Below are 21,916 nucleotides of genomic sequence, written 5' to 3' on the forward strand. Positions count from 1 at the left end.
CCTCACCTTTCCAGCCTGATGAGCAGCGGGAATTCGGGGCGGCTCCAGCTGCGCGCGAACTCCACCGGCCCGTTCTCGTCGCCGTGGGTGAGCCGGGTGATGGCGATGAGCGGGGTGCCCGGTGGCACCTGGAGCAGTGCCGCCTGCTCGGCGTTGGCCGCGGCCGCCGACACCTCCTGCTCGGCCCAGGTGAGCCTTATGCCGAAGCGGTCGACCAGGGTCCGGTAGAGGGAGCCGTCGAGCAGTTCGTCGTCGGCGAGCGAGGGCGCCAGTCCATAAGGGATCCAGGAGTCCTGAATGGCCGCCGGTTGTCCGTCGACGACGCGCAGCCGCAGCAGCCGGGTGACCTTCTGCCGGGGTTTGAGGCCGAGTCTGTCACTGACGTCCTCGGGCGCGTCGGCGACCTCGCGGAGGTGGACCACGGTGTCGATGACGGCGTCGCCCCGGCCGATGTCCTCGCTGTACGGGCCGAGGCTGTGCACCTTGCGGAAGGTGGCCTGATGGTCGGCCACGAACGTGCCCGCGCCACGGCGGCGGACCAGCCGGCGTTCGTCGGTGAGGCGGCCCACGGCCTGCCGCACCGTCATTCTGCTGACGCCGTAGTGCTCCGCCATCTCCCCCTCGGACGGCAGCCGGTCACCGGGCCTGAGGGTGCCGCTGGACAGCTGCCTGTCGAGGTCCTGGTAGATCACCTCGTACATGGGCAGTCGTGCCACGCGGTGCCTCCTTCGGGTCGTGTTGCGGGCTTTGGTTACATGATGCCCGCGAACGGCAGAATTGCGTGCGTCGGCCGGCGGGTCGGGACCTCCCCGCGTGCCCAGCCGACCGCGGCCAGGGTTCCGTCGCCGCGACGGACCCATACGTCCAGTCCGATCCGCGTCCGTGAACCGTCCCGCTCCACTTGGCGCACCGCCCCCGCGGCCTCGATGCGGTCGAAGGCGCTGACGGGCCGCAGAAACTTCACATGCAGCCAGCCGGTCCGGAACCACTCGGCACCGAAGGCGCGGGTGAGCAACTCGGACACATAGCAGACGAGTTGCTGCCCCTGGACGATCGGGAGCGGGAGGCCGCCGGCCCGTGCGGTGGCCAGGTTGTCGTGGATGTTGGTGACGAACTCGCCGATCCGGGAGAAGACGGCCATCTGCTCGAACGTGATCTCCTTGCGCAGCGGCTCCAGCCCCATGCCGGGCAGCGCATTGCCACCGAGACGCTCCGCGAGGGGCAGGGAGGTGTCGAAGTCGTCGCCGGCCCGGCGACCGGTGGCGGGGCCCGCCGAGCCGCGGCCGGCCACCTCGCCCGGCGTGGTGCGCATGATCTCGACACCGCGGTGGCGGACCAGCGTGCGGCCCTCCTCGTCGCGGGCGTCGGCCTCCATGACGACGTAGCCCTGCCCCCGTCGCTCGTACGTGTCCACGTAGCGTCCGGTGAGCCGGACGCGCTGCCCGACCAGGACGGGCCGGTCGAACCAGAGTTCCTCCTCGGTGTGCAGGCCCACGACCTGGCTGGCCGCGTACTTCAGGGTGAACAGCTGCAGCAAGTCGTTGGCGAGCAGTGCGGCGTGGCCTATGCGCGGGCCGTCGGGGCCGGCGCGCAGGTACCAGTCGCCGTGGTCGTCCTGCGAGAAGGCGAATCGCTTGACCTTGAGGTCGTCCACCAGCAGATCGACGGGGCCGAACTCCTCGGGAATGACGATCTGGTCGAACACCGGGGGCTTCAGGCCCGCTTCGAGGTCTTTCTCGTGTGCGGCGCGGGACGGGTCGGTGAGGTTGCGGCCGAGGACGGCCGTGTGATGGGCGGTCACTGCTCTGCTCCGTCCACGACGGCCACCGCGCGCACCGGGGAGCCGGTGCCGTGCACGATGCGCAGCGGGAACGCCAGGAAGAAGCTGAGCGCCGGCAGCCGGTGGAGGTTGGCCAGGTTCTCGATGATCAGCACACCGGCGGACAGCAGGACGTAGTGCGCCGGCAGTGCGCCGCGTCCGCCGTCGCCGCTGTCGAGGCTGACACAGTCGGTTCCCACCGCCCGCACGGAGCGCTCGCGCAGCAGCTCGGCCGTCTCGCGTGCGATGCCCGGCCAGTTCCGCAGGTGGGCGAAGCCCGCCTCGTGCAGGTCCCAGCGGGTGCGAGCCCACTGGAAGTCCAGCAGCACGATGTCCCCGGCCTCGAACGGGCCGTTGCTCTCCTCCCAGTCCAGCAGGGGCTGGGGGCCGACCATCTCGTCGGGGCCGGGCGGCGGATCCAGGGTGACGGTCGCACAGCGTCCGGTGAGCGCGGTGAGCGGGAGCTCGTCGACGCTGACGCGGGCGTGCGGGCCCTCGATCGGGAAGTGGCAGGGGCTGTCGACGTGGGTGCCGGTATGCTCGCCGAGCACGAGCTGATTCATGCGGGCGACGTCGCCCATCGACAGCCATCGGTTCTGGAAGTACTTGGCGTGGGTGGGATAGGTGGGCATGCCCTCTTCGAGGGGCCGGCTGAGGTCGACCAGCCGGGCTCCGGCGAGTGTCTCGCCCAGTGCCCGGGCGGTGGTCGGGCCGTGCCCCGCCGTCGGTGTCCGCATCCCGTCCTCCTTGGCGAACTGCGCAGGGGCGTCGAGTGGTTCGGTGCCCGGGCACCGGGGGAGGTCCGGTGGCCCGGGCTGTCGGGCCTGTGTCATCCGGTCCGCACCTGGCGGGTCTCCTGCCGGGCGACGAGGACGGCGATGATCAGGACGCTTCCGTTGAAGATGGGCTGCACCCAGAACGGCACTCCCAGCAGACTCAGTCCGTTGAAGCCGATGGCCAGCAGGATGATCGCGACCAGTGCCCCCAGGACGTTGTAGTAGCCGGGCCGGTAGGTGGCCACCCCGAGGAACGCGGCGGCGTAGGCGGGCAGCAGCAGGTCGGGCCCGTAACCGGGGTTGGCCGATCCGGCCTGGGCGAGAGCGAAGTTGGCCGCGATGCCCACGATCAGCCCCGCGGCGGCGAAGGACGTCATCCGCATCCGGTTGGTCCGCACCCCGGCCAGGTAGGCCACGCGCTCGGAGCCACCGATGGCGTACCAGTAACGGCCGTAGGGGGTGTGTTCCAGGACGTAGAAGAGGATCAGCGCGAGCAGCAGGGTCAGCCACACCGCCAGCGACAGGCCCAGGAAGTCGTCGGATGCCAGGGACGTCAGGGCGGAGGGGATGTTCTCGAAGATGACCTTGCCGTTGCTGATGCCCTGGGCCCCGCCGCTGAGCAGGATGCCGACGCCCAGGGTGGCGATGAAGGAACTGATCTTGAAATAGACCGTCAGCACGCCGTTGACCAGGCCGACGAGCAGCCCGACGACCGGGCCCGCGCCCATGACGAGCACCGGATTGCTGGTGTGCTGGGCCACGACGGCTTCCAGCATCGCGAGGAAGCCGATGAGGTACCCGACGGACAGGTCGAACTCACCGATGATCAACGGCATCAGGACGGCGAGGGTCATGGTCGCCGTGACGGCCTGCACGAGGGCCACGTTCTGGAGGTTGCTCGCGGTCATGAACCGGTCGGAGGCAAAGGTGAAGACCACGACGAGCAGGACGAGGAGCACCACTGTCTCGTAGCCGCTCACCCAGGACAACAGCCGGGCGGGGGCGAGACGTTCGCGCCTGGGGTGGGCGGACGCGGCATCGATGGGCCGGATTGTCTTGTCGGTCATCACAGGGCCTTCGTCATGAGGTTCTCGGCGGTCATGGCGGGTCCGGCGATCTCCTCGGCGAGCCGCCCTTGGTGCAGCACCAGGACCCGATCGCACAGGCCCGCCATCTGCTCGGGTTCGGTAGAGGTCATCAGGACGGCGATACCGCTCGCCCCGGCGTCGCGGATGGCGTCGAACATCACCTCGCGAGCGGCGGGGTCGACGCCGTAGGTCGGGTCGGCGAGGACCAGGACGCGCGGCCGCATGCGCAGCAGCCGGCCCAGGATGACCTTCTGCTGGTTGCCACCGGACAGCCGGCCGAAGACGGTCGACGGGTCGGTGGGTCGCACGTCGAGGTAGGAGACGACCTGCCGGACCGCCGCGCGCAGGGCGGCCCGCCGGTGCCAGAAGGTGCGTGCTTGGGGGAGTATCACGTTCTCGCTGACGGGGAGGGTGTGGATGCCGCCTTCATGGAGCCGGTCGGCGGGCAGGTACACCAGGCCCCGGTGGATCGCCACCCTCGGCGGCAGTGTGCCGGGCAGCCGGTGTCCGGCGACCTCGATGGTGCCCGCGCGACGCTGTTCGGCACCGGTGAGCAGCCGGGGCAGTTCCTCCAGGCCGCTGCCGCGCACTCCGATGACACCGACGATCTCGCCCGGCATGAGGGTGAGGTCGATTCCGTCGACATCGTGTCCGCGCAGGTCCCGCACCTGCAGTACAGGACTGGTCTTCGGCTGTGGCAGGAGGGCGCCGCCGCGGCTGCCGGCCGTCTGGCCCCACAGGGCGGCGATGCCCGTCGCGCCCCCGGCGGCGCCGGTCGGCGATCCGGCGTGCGCCTCGTCCGCGGGGCGGGACGCCTGGGCGGTACCGCGCATCATCCGTACGATCTCGGAGCGCTCCACCTTGGCGGCGGGCCCCTCCAGCACCAGTCGGCCGGCGTCGAGCACGCTGACGCGGTCCGCGTACGCGAGCTCGGCAAGCCGGTGGGTGACGGCGAGGACCGGCAGGCCGCGGTCGGCGATACTCCGCACGTGCCGCAGGAACGGCTCGGCCTCGGCCTCCGGCAGAGCCGCCGTGGCCTCGTCGAGCACCAGCAGCCGCAGGTCCTCGCCGGCGGTGCGCACGGCCAGCTCGACGCTGAGCATGGCCCGTTCGGCACCGGTGAGGCGCCCGGCCAGTTCCCGGCTGCGCCGCTCGATCGACAGGTCGTCGAGCAGCCGCTGGGTGTCGGCGCGAAGCCTGCGCCAGGCGATCCGGCCCGGCACCGCGCGCGGGAAGCCGGCGAACAGGGCCACGTTCTCGGCGATCGACAGCTGGTCCACCAGCGGCGCCTCCTGGTGGACGACGCGCACCCCGGCCGCCGCGGCGGCGGCCGGGCTCCATCCGCCGGTGACGTCCCGGCCGTCGACGAGAATCCGCCCGCCGTCGGGTACGTACACTCCCGTGATCGTGCGGACCAAGGTCGGCTTGCCGCTGCCGTTGGCGCCGAGCAGAGCGTGGATCTCGCCGTCCTCAACGGTCAGGGACACCTCGCTCAGAGCCGCGAAGGACCCGAACCGCTTGGTGACGCCCTGCAGAGCGGCAGTCATCGGGCATCACTTCCACAGTCCGTCGTACGTCGCGGAGTAGTCGAAGGAGGCGTGCCAGTCGGAGCCGGACTTGGGTGCGTTGCCCTTGTCCAGCACGACGTAGGGCAGGTTCTCGCCGTGCGGCTCGGCCAGCGGCTTCTTGGTGAGCAGCCGGGACGTCTGGTCGAGCATCGCGTAGCCCATGTACAGGTTGTCGTACGCGGCGTCGGCGACCTGGACGTGCGAGTTGCGCACGAAGTTCAGGTTCTCCTGGCTGCCGAGCACGCTGATCAGGCGGACCTTGTCGCCGAGGCCGGCCTGGGCGATCGCCGGCACGACGGCTGCCGCCGCCGGGTCGTAGGGGATGAACACGTAGTCGACGTCAGGGTTCGAACGCAGGTAGCTGACGACCGACTGCGGCAGCACCTGCGCCACCTGGTTCCCCGTGAAGTAGCGCAGCGGCTGCACGGTGCAGTCCTTGCACTTCTTCAGTTCGTCCAGCAGCCCCTTCTGCAGGGCCAGCACGGACGGGAACTCCTTGTCGGAGTAGACGACGATGTTGGCCTTGCCCTTGGAGTCGGCCTGCACCCACTGCGCGGCCTTCGTCCCGAGAGCGGCGTAGTCGGGCCCGACGTCGAAGGCGTAACCGAGGTTGCTGCCGGTCGGCTTGATGGGCGGGTTGGGGGAGTCCAGACCGTTGGATCCCGCGCCCACCGGAACGCCGGCATGCTTCGCCGCCCTCAGGCCGTCCTGCACCGCGTTCGGGTCGATGGCGATGTTGAGGATGATGTCGGCGCCCCAGGACAGGGCGTTGAGCATCTGGGCGTTCTGCTTGTCCGGTGTACCGCCGCCGTCCAGGACCCTGACCTGCCAGCCGAGCTTCTTCGCCGCCTGTTCGGCGCCCGTGGCGGGCGACACGCAGCCGCTGAGGATGCTCAGGCAGGTGATGACGGCGACCTTGAGGTGCTGGGGAGCCGTGACCGGCGCGGTCGGGCCCTGGTATTTCGAGGGTGATTCGGTGGTCGCCGCCTTGTGCAGGTCGCTCCACTGGTCGGCGGGCAGACCGCCGCCCGGGGCCGCGGCGTTGTGATCGCCGTGGCCATCGCCGGAGGCGGCCTGGGCGTGGGAAGCGGCACCGGCCCAGGCGGTGCCCGTGGCGAGGACGGCCGCCACCGGCAGGGCGAGGACGGTCTGGCGTATGCGTCGTCCGCGGGTGTTCTTCATGATGGTGCGTCTCCTGTGACGGACGGATGAGTGGATCAGGCGATCGCGACGGGCCGCACGGGCGAGCCGGTTGCGCCGGTGATGGGGAGAGGGAGGCAGAGCAGCAGGAACTCGTGGACCCTCGCCGCGGCGAGTTCCTCGAGGTAGACCCATTCCATGAGGGGGACACCGAGGTCCCGGATCAGGAGCCGGTGCACGGGCTGGGGTTCGCCCTGGACACCGGAGGGGGAGACCTCGACGGCTGCCGTGTCACTGCCGACGGCGGCCGGCCGGTGGCGGGCGAGCATGCGCGCACCCTCCAGGTCGAGCCCGGCTCCCTGGACGGCGGCCATCGCCCCGGTGTCCGGCCAGTGCTTCATGGTGCCGGTGCGCAGCAGCACCACGTCGCCCTCCTCGATCCGCACCTGCTGCCGTTTCAGTGCCAGCTCGATCAGGTCCGGGTCGATGGGCTGGTGGGGCCGCAGCGTTTCACGGCCCAGCGCGCCCGGCGCGTCCACGAGGACCGCCCGGCACAGCAGGGGTGGCAACGTCGACGCGTCGTGGGTGAGGGGGCCGTAGTCGCCGAGGTACTCGTGCGCCGAGTAGCCGCCGTACCACTCGTCGTTGTCCCCCGAGGTGATGTGCGCCAGGGCGTCGATATGGGTGCCTGAGTGGGCGCAGAACGACAGGATCTCGGAGATGAAGCCGAACCGGGAGGCGTTGTCCCGCATCCACTCCAGTTCGCCGCGGGCGCCTTGGGCGCGCTCACCGGCCGGTGTCCGGAAGGTGAGGACCTGGAACGGCGGGTGACCGGGTGCGAGCGGCATTCCGGGCCACCACCCGGAGGACAGGTCGTACACCCGGCCCCGACCGGCCAGCGCCAGGGCGGAGGGATCCACGTGCAGATCGGTGGGGCGGTGCGCGGAGGTGTTCTCGTGCGGATCGGTGGGGCGGTGCGGGGAGGCGTTCTCGTGCGGATCGGTGGGTCGGTGCGGGGAGGTGTTCTCGTGCGGATCGGTGGGGCGGTGCGGGGAGGCGTTCACTCAGATCACCCCCAGGGACTTCAGCCGGGCGATCTCCTCCGCGGACCGTCCCAGCAGTTCCCCGTAGACGTGGTCGTTGTCCTCGCCCACCAGCGGCGGCGCCTTGCGCACCGACCCGGGGGAGCCGTTCATCTTGATCGGGATGCCCGGCAGGCGCAGGGTGCCCAGGACGGGGTGCTCGACGTCGAGCATCATCTCCCGGGCCCTGATCTGTTCGGAGTCGACGACTTCCGGGATGTCACTGACCTTCCCGAACGGGATGCCGGCCTCCTGCAGGACATGCGCGATCTCGTCGCAGGGGCGGCTCTTGGTCCAGGCGGCGACGGCTTCCTCGAGCTCCTCGATGTGCGCCATACGGCCCGGGACCGAGGCGAACCTTTCGTCCTCCAGCAGGTCCTTCCGGCCGATCGCCCGGCACAGCCGGGGAAAGAGGGGGTCGGTCCCGGCGTGGATGTAGACGTACCCGTCGGCGGTGGGAAAGACGTTCGCCGGTCCGGTGAGCAGGTCGCGCGAACCGTTGCGCCGCGGATGCTCGCCCAGCATGGCGTAGGCACTGGGCCGGGTGCCCAGGGAGGCGAACAGCGCGTCCAGGGACGCCACGTCGACGTGCTGACCCTCCCCGGTGCGGTCCCGGTGCAGCAGGGCGAGCATCGCCCCCATCGCCCCGTGGAACCCGGCGATGTAGTCGGCGATGTACGTGCCCGTCAGGGTGGGCTCGCCGTCCGGCGGACCGGTGAGGCTCATCAGCCCGGACGTGGCCTGCGCGACGGCGTCGAAGAGGGCCCGCCGGGCGAGCGGCCCGGTCTGCCCGAAGCCGGAGATGGACACCAGGATGATGCCGGGACGCAGCTCCTGCAGCCGCTGGTAGGGCAGGCCCATCGCCTCCATGGTCCCGGGCCGGTAGTTCTCCACCACGATGTCGCTGCGCCGGACCAGGTCCTCCAGGAGCGCCCGTGCCTCGGGGCGCCGGGTGTCGAGCGTGGCCCCGTACTTGTTGCGGTTGTAGATCATCGTGTAGACGCTGTGCTGCCGGTGGAACGGCGCGTGCTTGCGGGCGTCCTCGCCGCTGGGCCGCTCGATCTTGACGACCTCGGCGCCCATGTCTCCGAGCAGCTGGCAGCACAGCGGTCCGGCGATGAACCGGGACAGGTCCAGCACCCTGATCCCGTGCAGTGCGCCGGGAACGACGGTGTCGCCGGCCGTGGCGTCCGTCATGATCAACCCTCCTCCGGCTCGTAGGGACGGAAGGCGGGGTAGGTCCAGGCGTTGACGCTCCGGTCGATGGGGACGTCGAAGAGAGCGGGCGTGCGGCCCTCCAGGGTTTCCGCGACATGCTTGACGAGGTCTTCCAGACGCGTGGTCCGCTCCGCCGGCAGGCCGAGACCCCGGGCGACCCGGGCGTAGTCCGACGGCCCGAAGTCCACGCCGATGGTCCGGTTGTCGTAGTGGACGATCTGTTCCTGGCGGATGTTGCCGTACCCGGCGTCGTTGAGTACGACGACCGCGACGCGGCCGCCCACCCGCACCAGCGTCTCCAGCTCCGCCAGACTCATGCCGAGCGAACCGTCCCCGACCAGGGCCAGGACGGGGCGTTCGGGGGCGGCCACGGCGGCCGCGACGGCGGCGGGGACGGCGAAGCCCATGTTCCCGAAGCCCACCGGCTTGATGTAGCTGCCCGGCTGCCGGATCTGCCACAGGTACGACCACACGCCCGGATTCCCCGCGTCCGGGATGAGCAGGGTGTCGTCGGGTGCGGCCGAGCGCAGCCGTCGTACCACCTCCGCGGGGGACAGGCCGTCCGTGGGCGCCGGCTCCACCACGGCGGCCGGCTCCTGCCACCACCGCTTTTCGGCCTCTTTGAGCTCGGCTATCCAGGCAGATCGGCGGGTGGAGAACTCGTCGGCGCGGCCGGCCAGCGCAGTGTGGAGTTCCTCCAGCGTGGTCCTGGCGTCCGCCACGACCCCGATGGTCCGGCGACCGTAGTAGCGGCCCAGCATGGCGGGGTCCACGTCGATCTGGATCACCTGCGGCAGGTCCATCCGCCACCGGCCCGTCGAGACGGCGTTGAGGCTGTTGCCCACCGCGAGGACCAGATCGGCGTCGGCCATGACACGGCTGGACAGCCGGGTGCCCATGCGGCTCAGGGCCCCGAAGACCAGGGGATGGGTGGTCGGCACGGAACCGATGCCGTTGAACGTCGTGATCACCGGTATCCGCAGAGCCTCGGCCAGCGCGAGGGCGGCCTCACCCGCGCCGGAGCGGTTGCAGCCGTTGCCCAGCCACAGCACCGGGCGCTCGGCCCGCGAGAGGCGCTCGGCGACGTCGGCCAGCGCGCGGACATCGGCGCGGGGACGCTGCACCACCCACCGGCGCATCGGATGCTCGCCCTCGGGCACCGCCGCGTCCTCATCGGCCACCGGACCCTCGATGGTGTCCCGGGCGAAGTCCAGATGAGCCGGTCCTGGATTGCCGGACATCGCGTTGAGATAGGCCTCTTCCACCGCCTGGCGCAGCGCGCCCGGGTGGGCCACCAGGCGGCTGAACTTGGTCAGGGGCCGGAACAGCTCCACGTGATCGGCGTTCTGGGCGTCGTCCCGGTGGATGTTCTCGCCGGCGTTGTTGCAGGTCAGCACCAGCATCGGGCTGGAATCCCGGACCGCGCCGCCCACTCCGGTGAGCAGGTTCGTAGCCCCGGGACCCGTCGTCGCCAGGCAGACACCCGGCGTGCCCGTCAGCCGGCCGTAGGCGTCCGCCATGACGGCCGCCGCGTTCTCATGCCGGGCGGTGACGAACTCGATCACCGGCGAGGCCAGGATCGCGTCCGTGATGGAGAGCGTCTGGCCACCGGGCACCCCGAAGACCGTCCGGACGCCCAACGACTCCAGCATTCTCACGACCAGCTCTCCACCGGTGACCGACCCAGACATGACCCCTGCCTTTGCTCCGCCGCTCCAAGTCCAAAATCTATCTAGTTGTCTAGATATGTCCATTGAGAGCACAGGTGAGGCATATGTCAAGTGTGGATTTGCGGGATGCTCCGCCGCCGTACATCGCCGCCGTACAGGGAAAGATCGCGGCCATTCCCGGCGGCGCGGGCCGCCTCCCTGCGGCTGGGGTGCTGCCGCGCAGCTGACCGTCCTTCGGTCAGCCGATCGGAGAGAGCGGCCGATGTGTCGATGAGGGAGTTGGCCTGGGCCGGCCTCCCGGGTACGGGTCTGTTCCACGAAACGGCCCGGCTCCGCGCGGACGGTGGCCGAGTCGACGCGCTTGAACACGGGCAATGCGGGTTCGGCCGTCTGCCAGGCGTCGTCGAGGCGGCCGGCACCCGCCAGGGGTGTCGCCTGCCGAACCGCGAAGCGGGCCCGGGAGTTGCTGTCCGCCGGGACGACCGGCCGGCGCCGGCCCTCGGGCACCGAGAAACTCATCGGTCCGACCGCACCGGGAGGCTCTGATCGTCGCCCGGCAGTTGCGGGACAACCGTGAGGCGGACGCGCGGCCGGCCTGACGAATGAGTCACGCCTCGGTCGCGACCCGGACCGTGGGTACCGAACGGGCCGGACCGCCCAGGCGCCCGGGTGGCTGCCGGTGCACCAGGCCGGGTCGAGGGTCGTCTACGATCCCTGGCCATGGCGCATACGTTACGTACACATCTCGCGGTTCTCGGGTCCGCGCTCCTCGCTCTGGCCTCGTGCCTCGTGGCCGCGGGCCCCGCTCAGGCCGCCACTCCCTTCGCGGAGGTCGATCCGGCGGTCGTCGCGAGCTTCCAGCTCCGGCCCGGCAACTCCTTCGCCGAGAACGACAAAGCCATCAAGGCCGTCGAGGCTCAGGGAGCTGTCACCGTCCGCAACGCCACCCAGGTGCTCACCTCGGGCGGGCGTACCGGCCGGAACGGGCTCTGCCACGCCACCGGCCTCTCGGCCTCCCTCAACCCCGACGGCTTCTGCTGGGACAAGGCCGACGACACCTCCAACTCGTACACGGACGACGGCGGCTGGACACCGCAGGGGCTGACCGGTTCCTACGATGCCCAGCCCGACGGGCTGTGGGAGGGGCGCCCCGCCTTCCTCGCCTCCTGGCACTTCAGCCGGGGCATGCAGACCGGCGGCGCCCACGTCGCCAACGAGTTCAGCCGGGTCAGCCTCGTCAACGCCGAAGGCGGCCAGATCCGTTACAACCATCTGCTGCTCGTCCGGCCCATCGTCGGCGCGGACGGCAAGGGAAGCTTCACCGGCGTCTCCAGCCATGCCGACGGCGTTGTCTGGTACGGCAACAAGGTGTTCGTCGCCAACGGCCGCTACCTCCAGGTCTACGACCTGCGGCACATCTGGCAGGTCAACTCCAGCACCAAGGACGTCGGCATCACCGGCTCGACCTCCTCGGCCCGATGGAGCGCCTACGCCCTGCCCATGATCGGCGAGTACGTCACCACCTCCGACGGCGGCGCCTGCTCGGTCCCCGCCGATGCCGACGACCCGAAGGATCGTCCCTGCCTCAACTCCCTGAGCCTGGACCGCACGGGCCAGGACGGCCTGGTTTCCGCCGAGTACAAGCCGGGCGCAGCCGGCGGCCGCGTCATCCGCTGGGCCCTCGACGCCGACACCGCGCTGCCGTACGGGCACGCCACCGTCGCGTACTCCTCCCCGATCTGGGCCATGCAGGGCGCCGCCACCGACGGCACCGACTGGTACCTCGCGGGTGACTGCCCCACCGGGGTGGGCGGCGGCTCCGGTGACCCGTCGGGTGCCCCGTACTCCTGCATCCACAAGACCCAGGCGGACGCGGCCCCCCATGTGCTGACCACCGCGCCGGTCTACACCCAGAACCTCGGGTACGCGCCGTCGACGGGGCGGATCTGGGGCCTCAACGAGCGGATCAACTCGACGGACGGGGTGCGGGTGGTGTTCTCCATCGACCGGGCGTAGGCAGCGTCTTGTTCATCAGCCGTCGAGCCAGATGAGTGTGCCGGCCAGGGTGATGGCGGCGAGGTGGCGGTCGGGCTGTTCCTCGTAGCGGGTGGCGATGCCGCGCCACTGCTTGAGGCGGTGGAAGCAGGGTCCGACGACGTTGCGGCGCCGGTGGACGGCTCCGTCGCAGCCGCAGGGCCGTCCGCGGCGTCGGCGTCGGCCCGCGAGCTGGTCGACGCGTTCGGGGATGGTCGCCTATGCCGAACGGGTTTCGTCAGCGGGCTTCCAGCTCTTCGGCTCTCCTCGTGAGCTCCGCCGCGATGTCGTCCCAGTCCGGACCGTGCAGCCACAGGTTGTGCGCGGCTTCGCGCAGGAGAGCCGGCTCGTCGGGCCGCTGCAGCAGTACGAGCCGGTACGCGAGGTTGCGGATCCACACGGGAAGACAGCCGTCGACCACGTTGGGGCAGAGCTCCCGCAGCATCGACAGGATCGTGTCCGCGTCAGCGAACGTCAGCTCTTCCACGAAGTAGTGTTCGCGATGCTCCTCGCCGCACGCCGGAGTCTGACGGAACTCGTCTCCGTAAAGGCACCGGGCGTGCTCGGTCAGCGTGCTGTGCATGCGCTGCAGCTTACGACGACATGATGCGCCGGACGGATCCTCATGGTGTGGTCCCAGGGTCCCGTCGGCACGCCCCGGTCATGGGCGGCCGGAACTGTGCCGACGGCCGCACCTCCTGACGGGCCACGGCCGCCGCCGCTTCGAGGGCACGCGCCGCACCCTGGTGGTCATGTGCGGCTGAGCATTCCAACGCGCGACCCCGCCCACCCCTCACCGGGGGAGGGCGGGGTTCGCCGCTTCACGGGCCGGGGCCCCGCCTGCCGCGGGCCCTCACGCCCGCAGATACGCCAGCACCGCGAGCACCCGGCGATGCCCTTCCGTGTCCACCGGGAGGTCCAGCTTGTTGAAGATGTTGCCGATGTGCTTGTTCACCGCCGCCTCGCTGATGAACAGGTGCTTGGCCAGGCTCGCGTTGGTGCGGCCCTCCGCGACCAGGGCGAGCACCTCGCGCTCACGGGGACTGAGCCGCTCCAGCGGGTCCTGGCGCAGCCGGACCAGCTGCTGGATGACCTCGGGATCCACCACCGTCTCGCCGGCGGCGACCCGTTCGATCGCGGAGGTGAAGTCCGCGACCTTGCTCACCCGCTCCTTGAGCAGGTAGCCCACCCCGGCGCCGCCGCCGGAGTCCAGCAGGCGCAGCGCGTAGGACCGCTCCACGTACTGGCTGAGCACCAGCACGGGCAGCCCGGGGAACTCCGTGCGCAACTCGACCGACACGCGCAGCCCGTCGTCGCCGAGCGAGGGCGGCATCCTGACATCCGTGACGATCAGGTCGGGCCGGTCCGCGCGGACCGCCTCCACCAGAGCGTCGGCGTCGCCGACGGCCGCCACCACCTCATGGCCGACCCGTTCCAGCAGTCCGACCAGGCCTTCGCGCAGCAGCACGGCGTCCTCGGCCACGATCAGGCGAAGCGACACGGGACCTCCACGTGCACCAGGGTGGGACCACCGACCGGACTCGACACCCGCATCCGGCCGTCGAGCGCGGCGATACGGTCCGCGAGACCGGTCACGCCGCTGCCCGCGGGGTCGAGCCCGCCCCGGCCGTCGTCCTTGATGTCGAGGATGAACAGGTCGGAATGGTACCGGCCGTGGACGTGTGCGGTCGTGGCGCCGCTGTGCTTGGCGATGTTCGTCATGGCCTCGTTGATCAAGTAGTACATCGTCGTCTCGAGCTTTCTGGGCAGCCGCTGGGGCAGCTTCAGGTCCACGGTCACCGGGATCGGGAAACGGCCCGCGTAGTCCTCGACGGCCGCGACGAGTCCGTGGTCGGCGAGGACCGGCGGGTTGAGGCCCCGGATCAGGGCACGCAACTCCTGGTGTGCGGTCGACAGCTGGTTCTCGGCCTGGGTGAGCAACTCGTCCTGCGCGGAGCCCTCCTCGACGTCCAGGCGCATCAGGGCCAGGGTCATGCCCAGTGACACGAGATGCTGCTGGGCCCCGTCGTGCAGATCCCGCTCGATCCGCACCCGCTCGGCGTCGAAGGAGTCCAGCAGACGCGACTGCGAGGCGCGCACCTCGCGCAGCTCCTCACCCAGCTCCCTGTCCCGCGGGGCGAGGAACGTACGGGCCATGACGGCGCGGGCGCCGGCCCACGAGGTCACCGTGTAGGGCGAGGCGAGCAGCACGATCACGGCGAACACCGTCCACGGCCAGGTCTCCTTGGACGTCGCGGCGATCAGCGTGGCCGGCACCCCGAAGGAGAAGCCGAGCACGAGAAGGTCGAGCCACCACAGGGCCGCCGCCGACAGCAGCGTGAACACCAGCTCCCGCCAAGTGGCCTGCTCTTTCAGCCGGGTGGCCACCCAGCCGCGCAGGCCCGGGGCGTCCGGGCTGCGGTGCGGGTCGGTCAGCCGGTCGAGGTCCACCAGGGACAGCCGCCGGCGCTCCACCGTGGCCACCACGGTGGAGGCGAGGACCAGTCCGACCAGCGGGGCCACGCCGATCAGTACGACGAGCAGGGCCAGGCCCGCGGCCAGGCCGACCGCGAAGACGAGGACCGCCACGGCACCGACCAGGACGCCGCCGCTCAGATACGCGAGCGACCGCCAGGGCCAGCTGGAGGTCAGAAAGCTCAGGGGACGCTGAGCCATGGCCTGCCAGGCCGTTGTGGGTTGCATGCGCCCAACGTACCCAGCAGACCTCAACGGGGAGCCCCGCAGCCGCGGCAGGGCCCCGTTCCGGGGCGCGGAAGTAGAGCTGGCTCTACCTCAGGAGTAGAGAGCAGCCCAGTGCCCGGGCCACCCCCCGCACGGTGGAATCGACGCATGACGACGACGAGCCACATCACCCCCGCACGGAACGCGGTCGAACTCCACGGCCTCCGCAAGGTGCACGGCACCGGCGGACGCCAGGTGACCGCTCTGGACGGCGTCTCCCTCAGCTTCCCCCGCGGCACCTTCACCGCGATCATGGGCCCCTCCGGTTCCGGCAAGTCGACCCTGCTGCAGTGCGCGGCCGGCCTGGAGCAGCCCTCCGACGGCAAGATCATCCTCGCGGGCACGGACATCGGCCGGCAGAACGAGAAGGAGCGCACCGAACTGCGCCGCGAGCACGTCGGGTTCGTGTTCCAGGCCTTCAACCTGGTCGAGTCCCTGACGGCCGCGCAGAACGTGGAGCTGCCGTCCCGTTTCGCCGGCCGCAAGGTCGGCCGCGGGCAGGTCGAGCAGGCGCTCGCCTCCGTCGGACTCGCCGAGCGCGCCGGACACCGTCCCAGTGAGCTCTCCGGCGGCCAGCAGCAGCGCGTCGCCCTCGCCCGCGCCCTCGTCACCCGCCCCGACGTCCTCTTCGCGGACGAGCCGACCGGCGCCCTGGACACCGTCACCTCGCGCGAGGTGCTGCGGATGATGCGGATGCTGGTCGACCAGGAGGGCCAGACCACCCTGGTGGTCACCCACGACCCGGTGGCCGCGGCCCACGCCGACGTCGTCGTCTTCCTCAAGGACGGCCGTATCGCCGACCGTGTCTCGCTCGACCGCCGGGCCGGTGTCGACAACGCCGCGGCGATCGCCACCCACATGGCCCGGCTGGAGGCCTGACCGACATGCTGATCCTCGCGAACGTCCGTGAACGCTGGTCCGGTTTTCTCGGCGCCTTCGTCGCCGTCCTGGTCGGCGTGGCCCTGATCACCACCACCCTGGTCATCTACGACTCCGCCAAGGCCAAGGTCCAGCCCCGCTACCAGGGCACCGCGGCCCTCGCCCTGCCGCCGCCGGCCGTCGACGCCGGCGGCAGCCCCGAGGACCGGATGCCCTGGAGCGAGACCGAGGCGAAGCCGCTTGTCTCCGGTCTGGAGAAGGTCCCCGGCGTCGCCGACGCGGTGGTGGACCGCTCCTTCTACGCGCAGGCGATCAAGGACGGCAAGCCCGTCACCGACGAGGGCGCCCTGGAGTCCGGGCACGGCTTCTCCAGCGCCCGGACGGCACCGTACAAGCTGGTCTCCGGCCGGGCCCCCACCGCCGCGGACGAGGTCGTGGTCGACCGCGCCCTCGGCGCGGCCGTCGGCAGCGAACTGACCGTCAACATCACCCAGGGACGCGAGCAATTCAAGGTCGTCGGCACCCTGGACGGCCCCGGCTACTACTTCAGCGAGCAGTTCGCCGCCCACCAGCAGCCCGGCGTCTCCACCATCGCCCTGATCCCCGACAAGGGCGCCGACACCGGTGCGATCGTCAGCGCGGCGAAGAAGGTCGTCGGCGAGCACGGCAGCGTCGTCTCCGGTGACGGACGGGCCGAGCTGCAGCCCGAGTACATCGAGCACAAGCGCTTCCTCGGCGTCCAGCTGATCGGCGCCATGGCCATCCTGGGCCTGTTCACCACGGTGTTCGTGGTGGCCTCGATGCTGGTCCTGTCGACCGGGATGCGCCGCCGCGAGATCGGCCTCCTGCGCACCATCGGCGCCTCGCCCCAGCAGGTCCGCCGCATGATCCTCGGTGAGGCAGCCGTGGTCGGCCTCGCCGGCTCGATCGTGGGCTGCGTGGCCGGTGTGGCCGCGTCGCCGATGCTGCTCTCGATCCTCAAGGGTCTGGACGTCACCCCGCCCGGCATGCGGATCGACGTCGCCGCCTGGCCGCTGCTGGTGGCCGCCGTGATCGGTATCGGCGTCAGCGTGATCGGCGCCTGGGCCGCGGGCCGCAAGGCCGCCAAGGTCGCCCCGATCGAGGCGCTGCACGACAGCCGCTCCGCCAACCAGGGCATGGGGCGCGGCCGCTGGATCGCGGGGCTGTCCGTCCTCGGTCTCGGCGTCGTGCTCGCCGTCGGCACCGCCACCAGCACCGCCGACAACCGCATCAACAGGGCGATCTTCGCCACCATGACGCTGATCGTTGCCGCGGCCCTGCTGGCCCCCGCCTTCGTCGGACCCGTCGGACGGATCCTGACCGCCCCCTTCCAGCGCGGCGGCAAGGCCGCTGCGGTCCTGGTCCGGGCCGAACTGGTCGCCAACCCGCGCCGCGCAGCCTCCCTGGTGGCCCCGGTGATCGCCGCCGTCGGCTTCGCGGTGCTGCTCAGCGGCATGGTCGAGACGATGCGGATCGCCTACCCGGCCGGTGAGGCACTGAAGGTCGCGGGCCAGACGATCGTCACGCCGGACGGCACCCCCGGCAACACGGACGAGGTCGTCGCCGCCAACCCGGTCGGCAAGGCCGCACTGCCGACCCGCGCGTTCGTCGAGCCGAAGAAGGGGAGCGGCGGTACGGCCATGGTCCTGGACGTCCTGGGCAGCCGGGACCCGAAGTGGAACAAGCAGGGACAGGCCGTCCTCGGCAAGAAGGCCGCCGACGAGCTGGGCCTGAAGCAGGGCCAGGACGTCCCGGTCCGGTTCGTGGACGGCGCGACCGTCACGCTCATCGTGGCCGAGGTACTGCCCGACGACCCGGCCCGCGGTGACTTCGTGGTCGCCCGCGACCTGGTCCGCGCCCACGACCCGGCCGCGCTCACCGACGACATCTTCGTCCCCGCCGGCGTCAAGGCCTCGGCCGCGGTACCCGGAGTGGCCCTGCACGACGCCGCCGAGTTCGCCCTGGCCGACTACAACACCGACGCCAAGCTCACCGACTCCCTCGCCCTGATGCTGATCGTCATCGCCGTCGGCTACAGCGTGATCGCCGTCGCCAACAGCATGGCCATGTCCGCCCACGGCCGGCGCCGCGACTTCGGGGTGATGAAGTCGGCCGGCGGCACCGTCCGCCAGCTGCTGTTCACCTCGGTCGGCGAGACCACCCTGGTCGTCGCCATCGGCGCCGCCCTCGGTGTGCTGGTCACGCTGCCCCCGCTGGCCGGCATGGCGGCGGGCCTGTCCGAGGCCACCTCCTCGGACGTGAGCCTGCGCCTGAACTCCGGCACCATCGTCACCGCCGTCCTCGGCACGCTGGCGGCGGCGGTCCTCGCGGGGATCGCGGTCACGGCGAAGACACTCAAGCGGCAGACGACGTAAGCCGCAGGGAGCGATTGGCGAGAGGCCGGAAGGAGGACGTCCACGCAGGCGGCGGCACTTGCCACGGCAGGCCCGGCGCATGAGGGCGACGCCCCGTGTGAACGGCGCATGAAACCCTTCCCCCGCGCCCGTGCTCTGTATTGACGCCCACCGCCCGCCCTGGCGCCGTCCCTGATCATGAGGCTCTCCGCTGTCCGCACAGGGATGTGCGTCGCGCTCGTGGCGCGACGCCATGTCGACCTGTGCCGTCAGGCCAGCGCGATCTGTAGCTGAAGCCCAGCCTCTTCCTTCTCCTCTTCTTCCCTCCCTCGCCGTGCCCGTCCTGGGGCACGGCCGCCCCCGAGGACCCCCTATGCTTGGAATATCCCGTCGTGCCTTCACCGGCCTGATCGGCGGCGGCGCCGCGACGGCCGTCGCGGGCACGGCCGCGACCGCCGAAGCAGCCGCCCCCGCCGAGCGCCCCTTCCGCGCCCGAGCACACACCGGCCGGGGCCGGCGGCCGAACATCCTCTTCGTCTTCGCCGACGACCTCGGCTGGGCCGACCTGTCCGTCTACGGCGCCCCGCACATCAAAACCCCGAACCTGGACCGGCTCGCCGCACAGGGCGTGCGGTTCACCGACGCCTACTCCGGCTCGGCGACCTGCTCCCCGACCCGCTTCAGCCTGTACACCGGCCGCTTCCCGGGCCGCACCAAGGGCGGACTCGCCGAGCCCATCGCCAACCGCAGCCAGGGACTGGACCCCAGCCATCCGACCCTCGCCTCGCTGCTGAAGAAGGCGGGGTACTCCACCGCGCTGATCGGCAAGTGGCACTGCGGCTGGCTGCCCGACTACAGCCCGACCAAGTCCGGCTGGGACGAGTTCTTCGGCAACTTCGGCGGAGCCCTCGAGTACTTCTCCAAGCTGGGCCAGCTCGGCGACTACGACCTGTACGAGGGCGACGCCGAGTACAAGGACCTGCGCTACTACACCACCGTACTGACCGAACGGGCCGTGGAGTACGTCGGCCGGCGGCACGAACAGCCGTGGCTGCTGAACCTCAACTTCACCACCCCGCACTGGCCGTGGCTCACCGAGGACGACGAGGAGACCGGCGCGGAGATCGCCGCGAAGGTCCGCGACGGCAACGTGCTCGGCGCGCTGCTGCACAACGACGGCGGGTCGGTGACGAAGTACACGGAGATGGTGGAGAGCCTGGACCGGGCAGTCGGCCAGGTGCTGGCCGCGCTGCGCCGCTCCGGCCAGGAGGAGAACACGATCGTGGTGTTCTCCTCCGACAACGGCGGTGAGCGCTTCTCCTACCAGTGGCCGCTCAGCGGTGAGAAGGCCTCACTGCTGGAGGGCGGCATCCGGGTGCCGACGATCCTGCGCTGGCCGGACCGGGTCGACGGCCGGCAGGTGAGCCATGTCCCGGTGTACACGCCGGACTGGACCGCGACCCTGCTGGAGGTGGCCGGCGCCCGCCCCGACCCGGCGTACCCGCTGGACGGCCACAGCCTGGCCGGCTATCTGCTGCGCGGCGAACAGGTGCCGGAACGCGACCTGTTCTGGCGGGTGCGCGGCAACCGGGCACTCAGACGGGGCGACCTGAAGTACTACCGGGACGCCGACGGCAGGGACCACCTCTTCGACCTCGCGGCCGACGCCCGCGAGCAGGCCGATCTGGCCCCGGACCGCCCGCAGCTGCTCGCCGAGCTGAAGGCGGCCTGGGAGTCGGTGAACGCAACCCTGCTGCCGTATCCCGACCAGCCGATGTGAGGTGATCTGCCGGGTGCTGGACTGCGACGCGGCCGCGCCTGCTCGTCCTGGACACGCTGCTGGCGCGACCGCTGCGCCCGCACCCCAAGCCCCTGGCCCCTGGCGCCCGCCGATTGACGCTGTCTCCCTCGTGCCGCGCCACATCCGCGTTGCGAGATTCGGCTGCCCGCATACGCAGCTAGTGCCGCATCAGGCAAGGTTCGCCCTGTCGTGACGATTGCTCGATTACTGCACCGGGCGGAACCGGACAGCCAGAATGATCACGTGGCTGAACGTGTGCAGGTCCGGGAGATCGATGATGACGAGGGCAGGCGGTTGCTGCGGATCATCCGCAGAGGCACCGGCTCAGTGGTGACCTGGCGGCGGGCCCAGATGGTGCTGTTATCCGCGCAAGGCATGCCCGTGGCGAAGATCGCCGAAGTGACGTTCACCAGCGCGGACCGGGTCCGGGATGTGATCCACAACTTCAACGCCGATGGCTTCGAAGCGCTCTACCCGAAGTACAAGGGCGGCCGGCCGAGAACCTTCACCCTCCCGGAACGCCGGGAAATCAAGAAGATCGCCAAGTCGAAGCCAGCCGAGCACGGCCTGCCGTTCTCGACCGGGAGCCTGGCCAAGCTGGGCGACTTCCTGGTCGCCGAGGGGGTGGTCGACGACATCAGCCACGAGGGCCTTCGGTCCTGCTCCGCGAGGAGGGCGTCTCGTTTCAACGGATGAAGACCTGGAAGACCTCACGCGACCCGGACTACGCCGCCAAGAAGGCCCGCGTCGAACACCTCTACTCGATCGCCGACGGCGAGGTCATACCCGAGGAAGGCGAGCCCGAAGTCGTCTTCTGCATGGATGAGTTCGGGCCGCTCAACCTCCAGCCGCACCCCGGTCGGCAGTGGGCTGAACGAGGCGGCCGGCACAAGGACCCCGACCGCGAGCCGCGGCCCCGACGCCGGGCCACCTACACCCGCCCACACGGGGTCCGCCATCTGTTTGCCGCCTACGACCTCGCCAACGACCAGCTCTACGGGCACATCAAGAAGACCAAGAACAGGTCGAAGTTCCTGGAGTTCTGCCGCTACCTACGCTCGCTGCATCCGATGCACATGCGCATCGCGATCGTTTGTGACAACTACTCCCCGCACCTGACCACGAGGCGATGTCAGCGGGTCGCGACATGGGCGACGGCGAACAACGTGGAGATCGCCTACACCCCGACCAACAGCTCCTGGCTCAACCGGATCGAGGCCCAGTTCACCGCCCTGCGCTACTTCGCGCTCGACGGTACCGACCACGCCAGCCACAAGGAGCAGGGAAGCACGATCCGCCGCTACATCATCTGGCGGAACAAGCATGCCGCCGACGAACACCTCCGCGAGGTCGTCGCCCGGGCCAACGTCGCCTGACCAGCGTCTATCCGAACGAGCCCTCGCGGCCCGTGAAGCGCTGGCAGCCGTCGTGCTCGAACCGCACCCGTCCGTCGAATGGCGAGGTGGGGTTGGTGCAGGCACCGTAGTCCTGGCCGAGCTGCCCGGCCACCGCGATCCAGAAGTGGCACCCTCCGCACTGAGCGTCGTACCACTCGTCCGGGTAGTCGGGCTGAGCGGTCGAACGATTCAGCGACGCACGCCAGCGGGCATGGCACTCATCGTTGTGTTCTCGATCATCACCCGTCCAAGGCTCGCCGGTCGCCACACTCGGCCCCTCCCGCCCACCCGAGACCTCCGCCCACGTGATTGCCGAGCAATCCTCTC

The 21,916-nt window shown here is 70.6% G+C and carries 18 protein-coding genes and 1 pseudogene; 6 read left to right on the plus strand and 13 right to left on the minus strand.

What is annotated here, in order from left to right:
* Nucleotides 1-2 precede the first annotated feature (2 nt).
* From ACF1AL_RS32050 to ACF1AL_RS32090, 9 genes are all read right to left on the minus strand, one after another.
* Nucleotides 3-716 carry a GntR family transcriptional regulator gene (locus ACF1AL_RS32050; RefSeq protein ID WP_391706531.1) on the minus strand — a complete coding sequence of 238 codons (714 nt, stop codon included), beginning with the start codon at nucleotides 714-716 and terminating at the stop codon, nucleotides 3-5.
* 35 nt (nucleotides 717-751) lie between these two features.
* Nucleotides 752-1,801, minus strand: coding sequence for a hypothetical protein (locus ACF1AL_RS32055; protein WP_391778581.1), 1,050 nt, complete (start codon nucleotides 1,799-1,801; stop codon nucleotides 752-754).
* Nucleotides 1,798-2,556, minus strand: a complete 759-nt coding sequence (locus ACF1AL_RS32060; protein WP_391706526.1) for a cyclase family protein — start codon at nucleotides 2,554-2,556, stop codon at nucleotides 1,798-1,800. Before ACF1AL_RS32060 ends, ACF1AL_RS32055 begins: the two co-directional genes overlap by 4 nt.
* A 92-nt stretch (nucleotides 2,557-2,648) precedes the next feature.
* Nucleotides 2,649-3,662 carry an ABC transporter permease gene (locus tag ACF1AL_RS32065; RefSeq protein WP_391657485.1) on the minus strand — a complete coding sequence of 338 codons (1,014 nt, stop codon included), beginning with the start codon at nucleotides 3,660-3,662 and terminating at the stop codon, nucleotides 2,649-2,651.
* The gene (locus ACF1AL_RS32070; protein WP_391778582.1) at nucleotides 3,662-5,230 is read right to left on the minus strand and encodes an ATP-binding cassette domain-containing protein; all 1,569 of its coding nucleotides are present in this window, start codon (nucleotides 5,228-5,230) and stop codon (nucleotides 3,662-3,664) included. Before ACF1AL_RS32070 ends, ACF1AL_RS32065 begins: the two co-directional genes overlap by 1 nt.
* Nucleotides 5,231-5,236: 6 nt before the next feature.
* Nucleotides 5,237-6,433 carry a sugar ABC transporter substrate-binding protein gene (locus ACF1AL_RS32075; RefSeq protein WP_391828380.1) on the minus strand — a complete coding sequence of 399 codons (1,197 nt, stop codon included), beginning with the start codon at nucleotides 6,431-6,433 and terminating at the stop codon, nucleotides 5,237-5,239.
* A gap of 35 nt (nucleotides 6,434-6,468) precedes the next feature.
* The gene (locus tag ACF1AL_RS32080) at nucleotides 6,469-7,455 is read right to left on the minus strand and encodes a cyclase family protein (protein WP_391778584.1); all 987 of its coding nucleotides are present in this window, start codon (nucleotides 7,453-7,455) and stop codon (nucleotides 6,469-6,471) included.
* A complete protein-coding gene (locus tag ACF1AL_RS32085; protein WP_391778585.1) occupies nucleotides 7,456-8,670 on the minus strand; it encodes a CaiB/BaiF CoA transferase family protein in 1,215 nt (404 codons plus the stop codon).
* Nucleotides 8,671-8,672: 2 nt separating this feature from the next.
* Nucleotides 8,673-10,382, minus strand: a complete 1,710-nt coding sequence (locus ACF1AL_RS32090; RefSeq protein WP_391778586.1) for a thiamine pyrophosphate-binding protein — start codon at nucleotides 10,380-10,382, stop codon at nucleotides 8,673-8,675.
* A gap of 699 nt (nucleotides 10,383-11,081) precedes the next feature.
* Between ACF1AL_RS32090 and ACF1AL_RS32095 the strand changes: the two genes are divergently transcribed.
* Entirely contained in the window at nucleotides 11,082-12,377 is a 1,296-nt protein-coding gene (locus tag ACF1AL_RS32095) for a hypothetical protein (RefSeq protein ID WP_391778587.1), read from the plus strand.
* A 256-nt stretch (nucleotides 12,378-12,633) separates the two neighbouring features.
* Here the strand turns inward: ACF1AL_RS32095 and ACF1AL_RS32100 are convergent, their stop codons facing one another.
* The 3 genes from ACF1AL_RS32100 to ACF1AL_RS32110 all read right to left on the minus strand — a co-directional run bounded on the left by ACF1AL_RS32100 (nucleotide 12,634) and on the right by ACF1AL_RS32110 (nucleotide 15,098).
* Nucleotides 12,634-12,978, minus strand: coding sequence for a hypothetical protein (locus tag ACF1AL_RS32100; protein ID WP_391657478.1), 345 nt, complete (start codon nucleotides 12,976-12,978; stop codon nucleotides 12,634-12,636).
* Nucleotides 12,979-13,248: 270 nt separating this feature from the next.
* Complete coding sequence (locus tag ACF1AL_RS32105) at nucleotides 13,249-13,896, minus strand: response regulator (protein WP_391778588.1); 648 nt, start codon at nucleotides 13,894-13,896, stop codon at nucleotides 13,249-13,251.
* Nucleotides 13,881-15,098 carry a sensor histidine kinase gene (locus ACF1AL_RS32110; RefSeq protein ID WP_391778589.1) on the minus strand — a complete coding sequence of 406 codons (1,218 nt, stop codon included), beginning with the start codon at nucleotides 15,096-15,098 and terminating at the stop codon, nucleotides 13,881-13,883. The genes ACF1AL_RS32105 and ACF1AL_RS32110 overlap by 16 nt, the downstream gene beginning before the upstream one ends.
* Before the next feature lie 147 nt (nucleotides 15,099-15,245).
* Here ACF1AL_RS32110 and ACF1AL_RS32115 point away from each other — a divergent pair, with 147 nt between their 5' ends.
* The 5 genes and pseudogenes from ACF1AL_RS32115 to ACF1AL_RS32135 all read left to right on the plus strand — a co-directional run bounded on the left by ACF1AL_RS32115 (nucleotide 15,246) and on the right by ACF1AL_RS32135 (nucleotide 21,568).
* Nucleotides 15,246-16,016, plus strand: coding sequence for an ABC transporter ATP-binding protein (locus ACF1AL_RS32115; protein WP_391778590.1), 771 nt, complete (start codon nucleotides 15,246-15,248; stop codon nucleotides 16,014-16,016).
* Nucleotides 16,017-16,021: 5 nt separating this feature from the next.
* Nucleotides 16,022-18,412 carry an ABC transporter permease gene (locus tag ACF1AL_RS32120; RefSeq protein ID WP_391778591.1) on the plus strand — a complete coding sequence of 797 codons (2,391 nt, stop codon included), beginning with the start codon at nucleotides 16,022-16,024 and terminating at the stop codon, nucleotides 18,410-18,412.
* 204 nt (nucleotides 18,413-18,616) lie between these two features.
* On the plus strand, nucleotides 18,617-18,685 hold the full coding sequence (locus tag ACF1AL_RS32125; protein ID WP_391662364.1) for a putative leader peptide: 69 nt from the start codon (nucleotides 18,617-18,619) through the stop codon (nucleotides 18,683-18,685).
* A gap of 79 nt (nucleotides 18,686-18,764) precedes the next feature.
* A complete protein-coding gene (locus ACF1AL_RS32130; RefSeq protein ID WP_391778592.1) occupies nucleotides 18,765-20,171 on the plus strand; it encodes a sulfatase-like hydrolase/transferase in 1,407 nt (468 codons plus the stop codon).
* Between the two features lie 264 nt (nucleotides 20,172-20,435).
* Nucleotides 20,436-21,568: pseudogene (locus ACF1AL_RS32135) on the plus strand (IS630 family transposase).
* 7 nt (nucleotides 21,569-21,575) lie between these two features.
* On the opposite strand, the gene ACF1AL_RS32140 reads toward ACF1AL_RS32135, so the two are convergent.
* On the minus strand, nucleotides 21,576-21,857 hold the full coding sequence (locus ACF1AL_RS32140) for a DUF3027 domain-containing protein (RefSeq protein ID WP_391778593.1): 282 nt from the start codon (nucleotides 21,855-21,857) through the stop codon (nucleotides 21,576-21,578).
* Nucleotides 21,858-21,916: the final 59 nt, after the last annotated feature.

The organism is Streptomyces sp. NPDC014801 (assembly GCF_043082085.1).
Classification (GTDB): Bacteria; Actinomycetota; Actinomycetes; order Streptomycetales; family Streptomycetaceae; genus Streptomyces.

What these genes read in the sequence shown, in the direction of transcription:
- ACF1AL_RS32060 (WP_391706526.1), bottom strand. Translation starts at nt 2,556, where the DNA reads ATGCGGACACCGACGGCGGGGCACGGCCCGACCACCGCCCGGGCACTG.
- ACF1AL_RS32065 (WP_391657485.1), bottom strand. Translation starts at nt 3,662, where the DNA reads ATGACCGACAAGACAATCCGGCCCATCGATGCCGCGTCCGCCCACCCC.
- ACF1AL_RS32070 (WP_391778582.1), bottom strand. Translation starts at nt 5,230, where the DNA reads ATGACTGCCGCTCTGCAGGGCGTCACCAAGCGGTTCGGGTCCTTCGCG.
- ACF1AL_RS32075 (WP_391828380.1), bottom strand. Translation starts at nt 6,433, where the DNA reads ATGAAGAACACCCGCGGACGACGCATACGCCAGACCGTCCTCGCCCTG.
- ACF1AL_RS32085 (WP_391778585.1), bottom strand. Translation starts at nt 8,670, where the DNA reads ATGACGGACGCCACGGCCGGCGACACCGTCGTTCCCGGCGCACTGCAC.
- ACF1AL_RS32090 (WP_391778586.1), bottom strand. Translation starts at nt 10,382, where the DNA reads ATGTCTGGGTCGGTCACCGGTGGAGAGCTGGTCGTGAGAATGCTGGAG.
- ACF1AL_RS32095 (WP_391778587.1), top strand. Translation starts at nt 11,082, where the DNA reads ATGGCGCATACGTTACGTACACATCTCGCGGTTCTCGGGTCCGCGCTC.
- ACF1AL_RS32100 (WP_391657478.1), bottom strand. Translation starts at nt 12,978, where the DNA reads ATGCACAGCACGCTGACCGAGCACGCCCGGTGCCTTTACGGAGACGAG.
- ACF1AL_RS32110 (WP_391778589.1), bottom strand. Translation starts at nt 15,098, where the DNA reads ATGCAACCCACAACGGCCTGGCAGGCCATGGCTCAGCGTCCCCTGAGC.
- ACF1AL_RS32115 (WP_391778590.1), top strand. Translation starts at nt 15,246, where the DNA reads ATGACGACGACGAGCCACATCACCCCCGCACGGAACGCGGTCGAACTC.
- ACF1AL_RS32120 (WP_391778591.1), top strand. Translation starts at nt 16,022, where the DNA reads ATGCTGATCCTCGCGAACGTCCGTGAACGCTGGTCCGGTTTTCTCGGC.
- ACF1AL_RS32130 (WP_391778592.1), top strand. Translation starts at nt 18,765, where the DNA reads ATGCTTGGAATATCCCGTCGTGCCTTCACCGGCCTGATCGGCGGCGGC.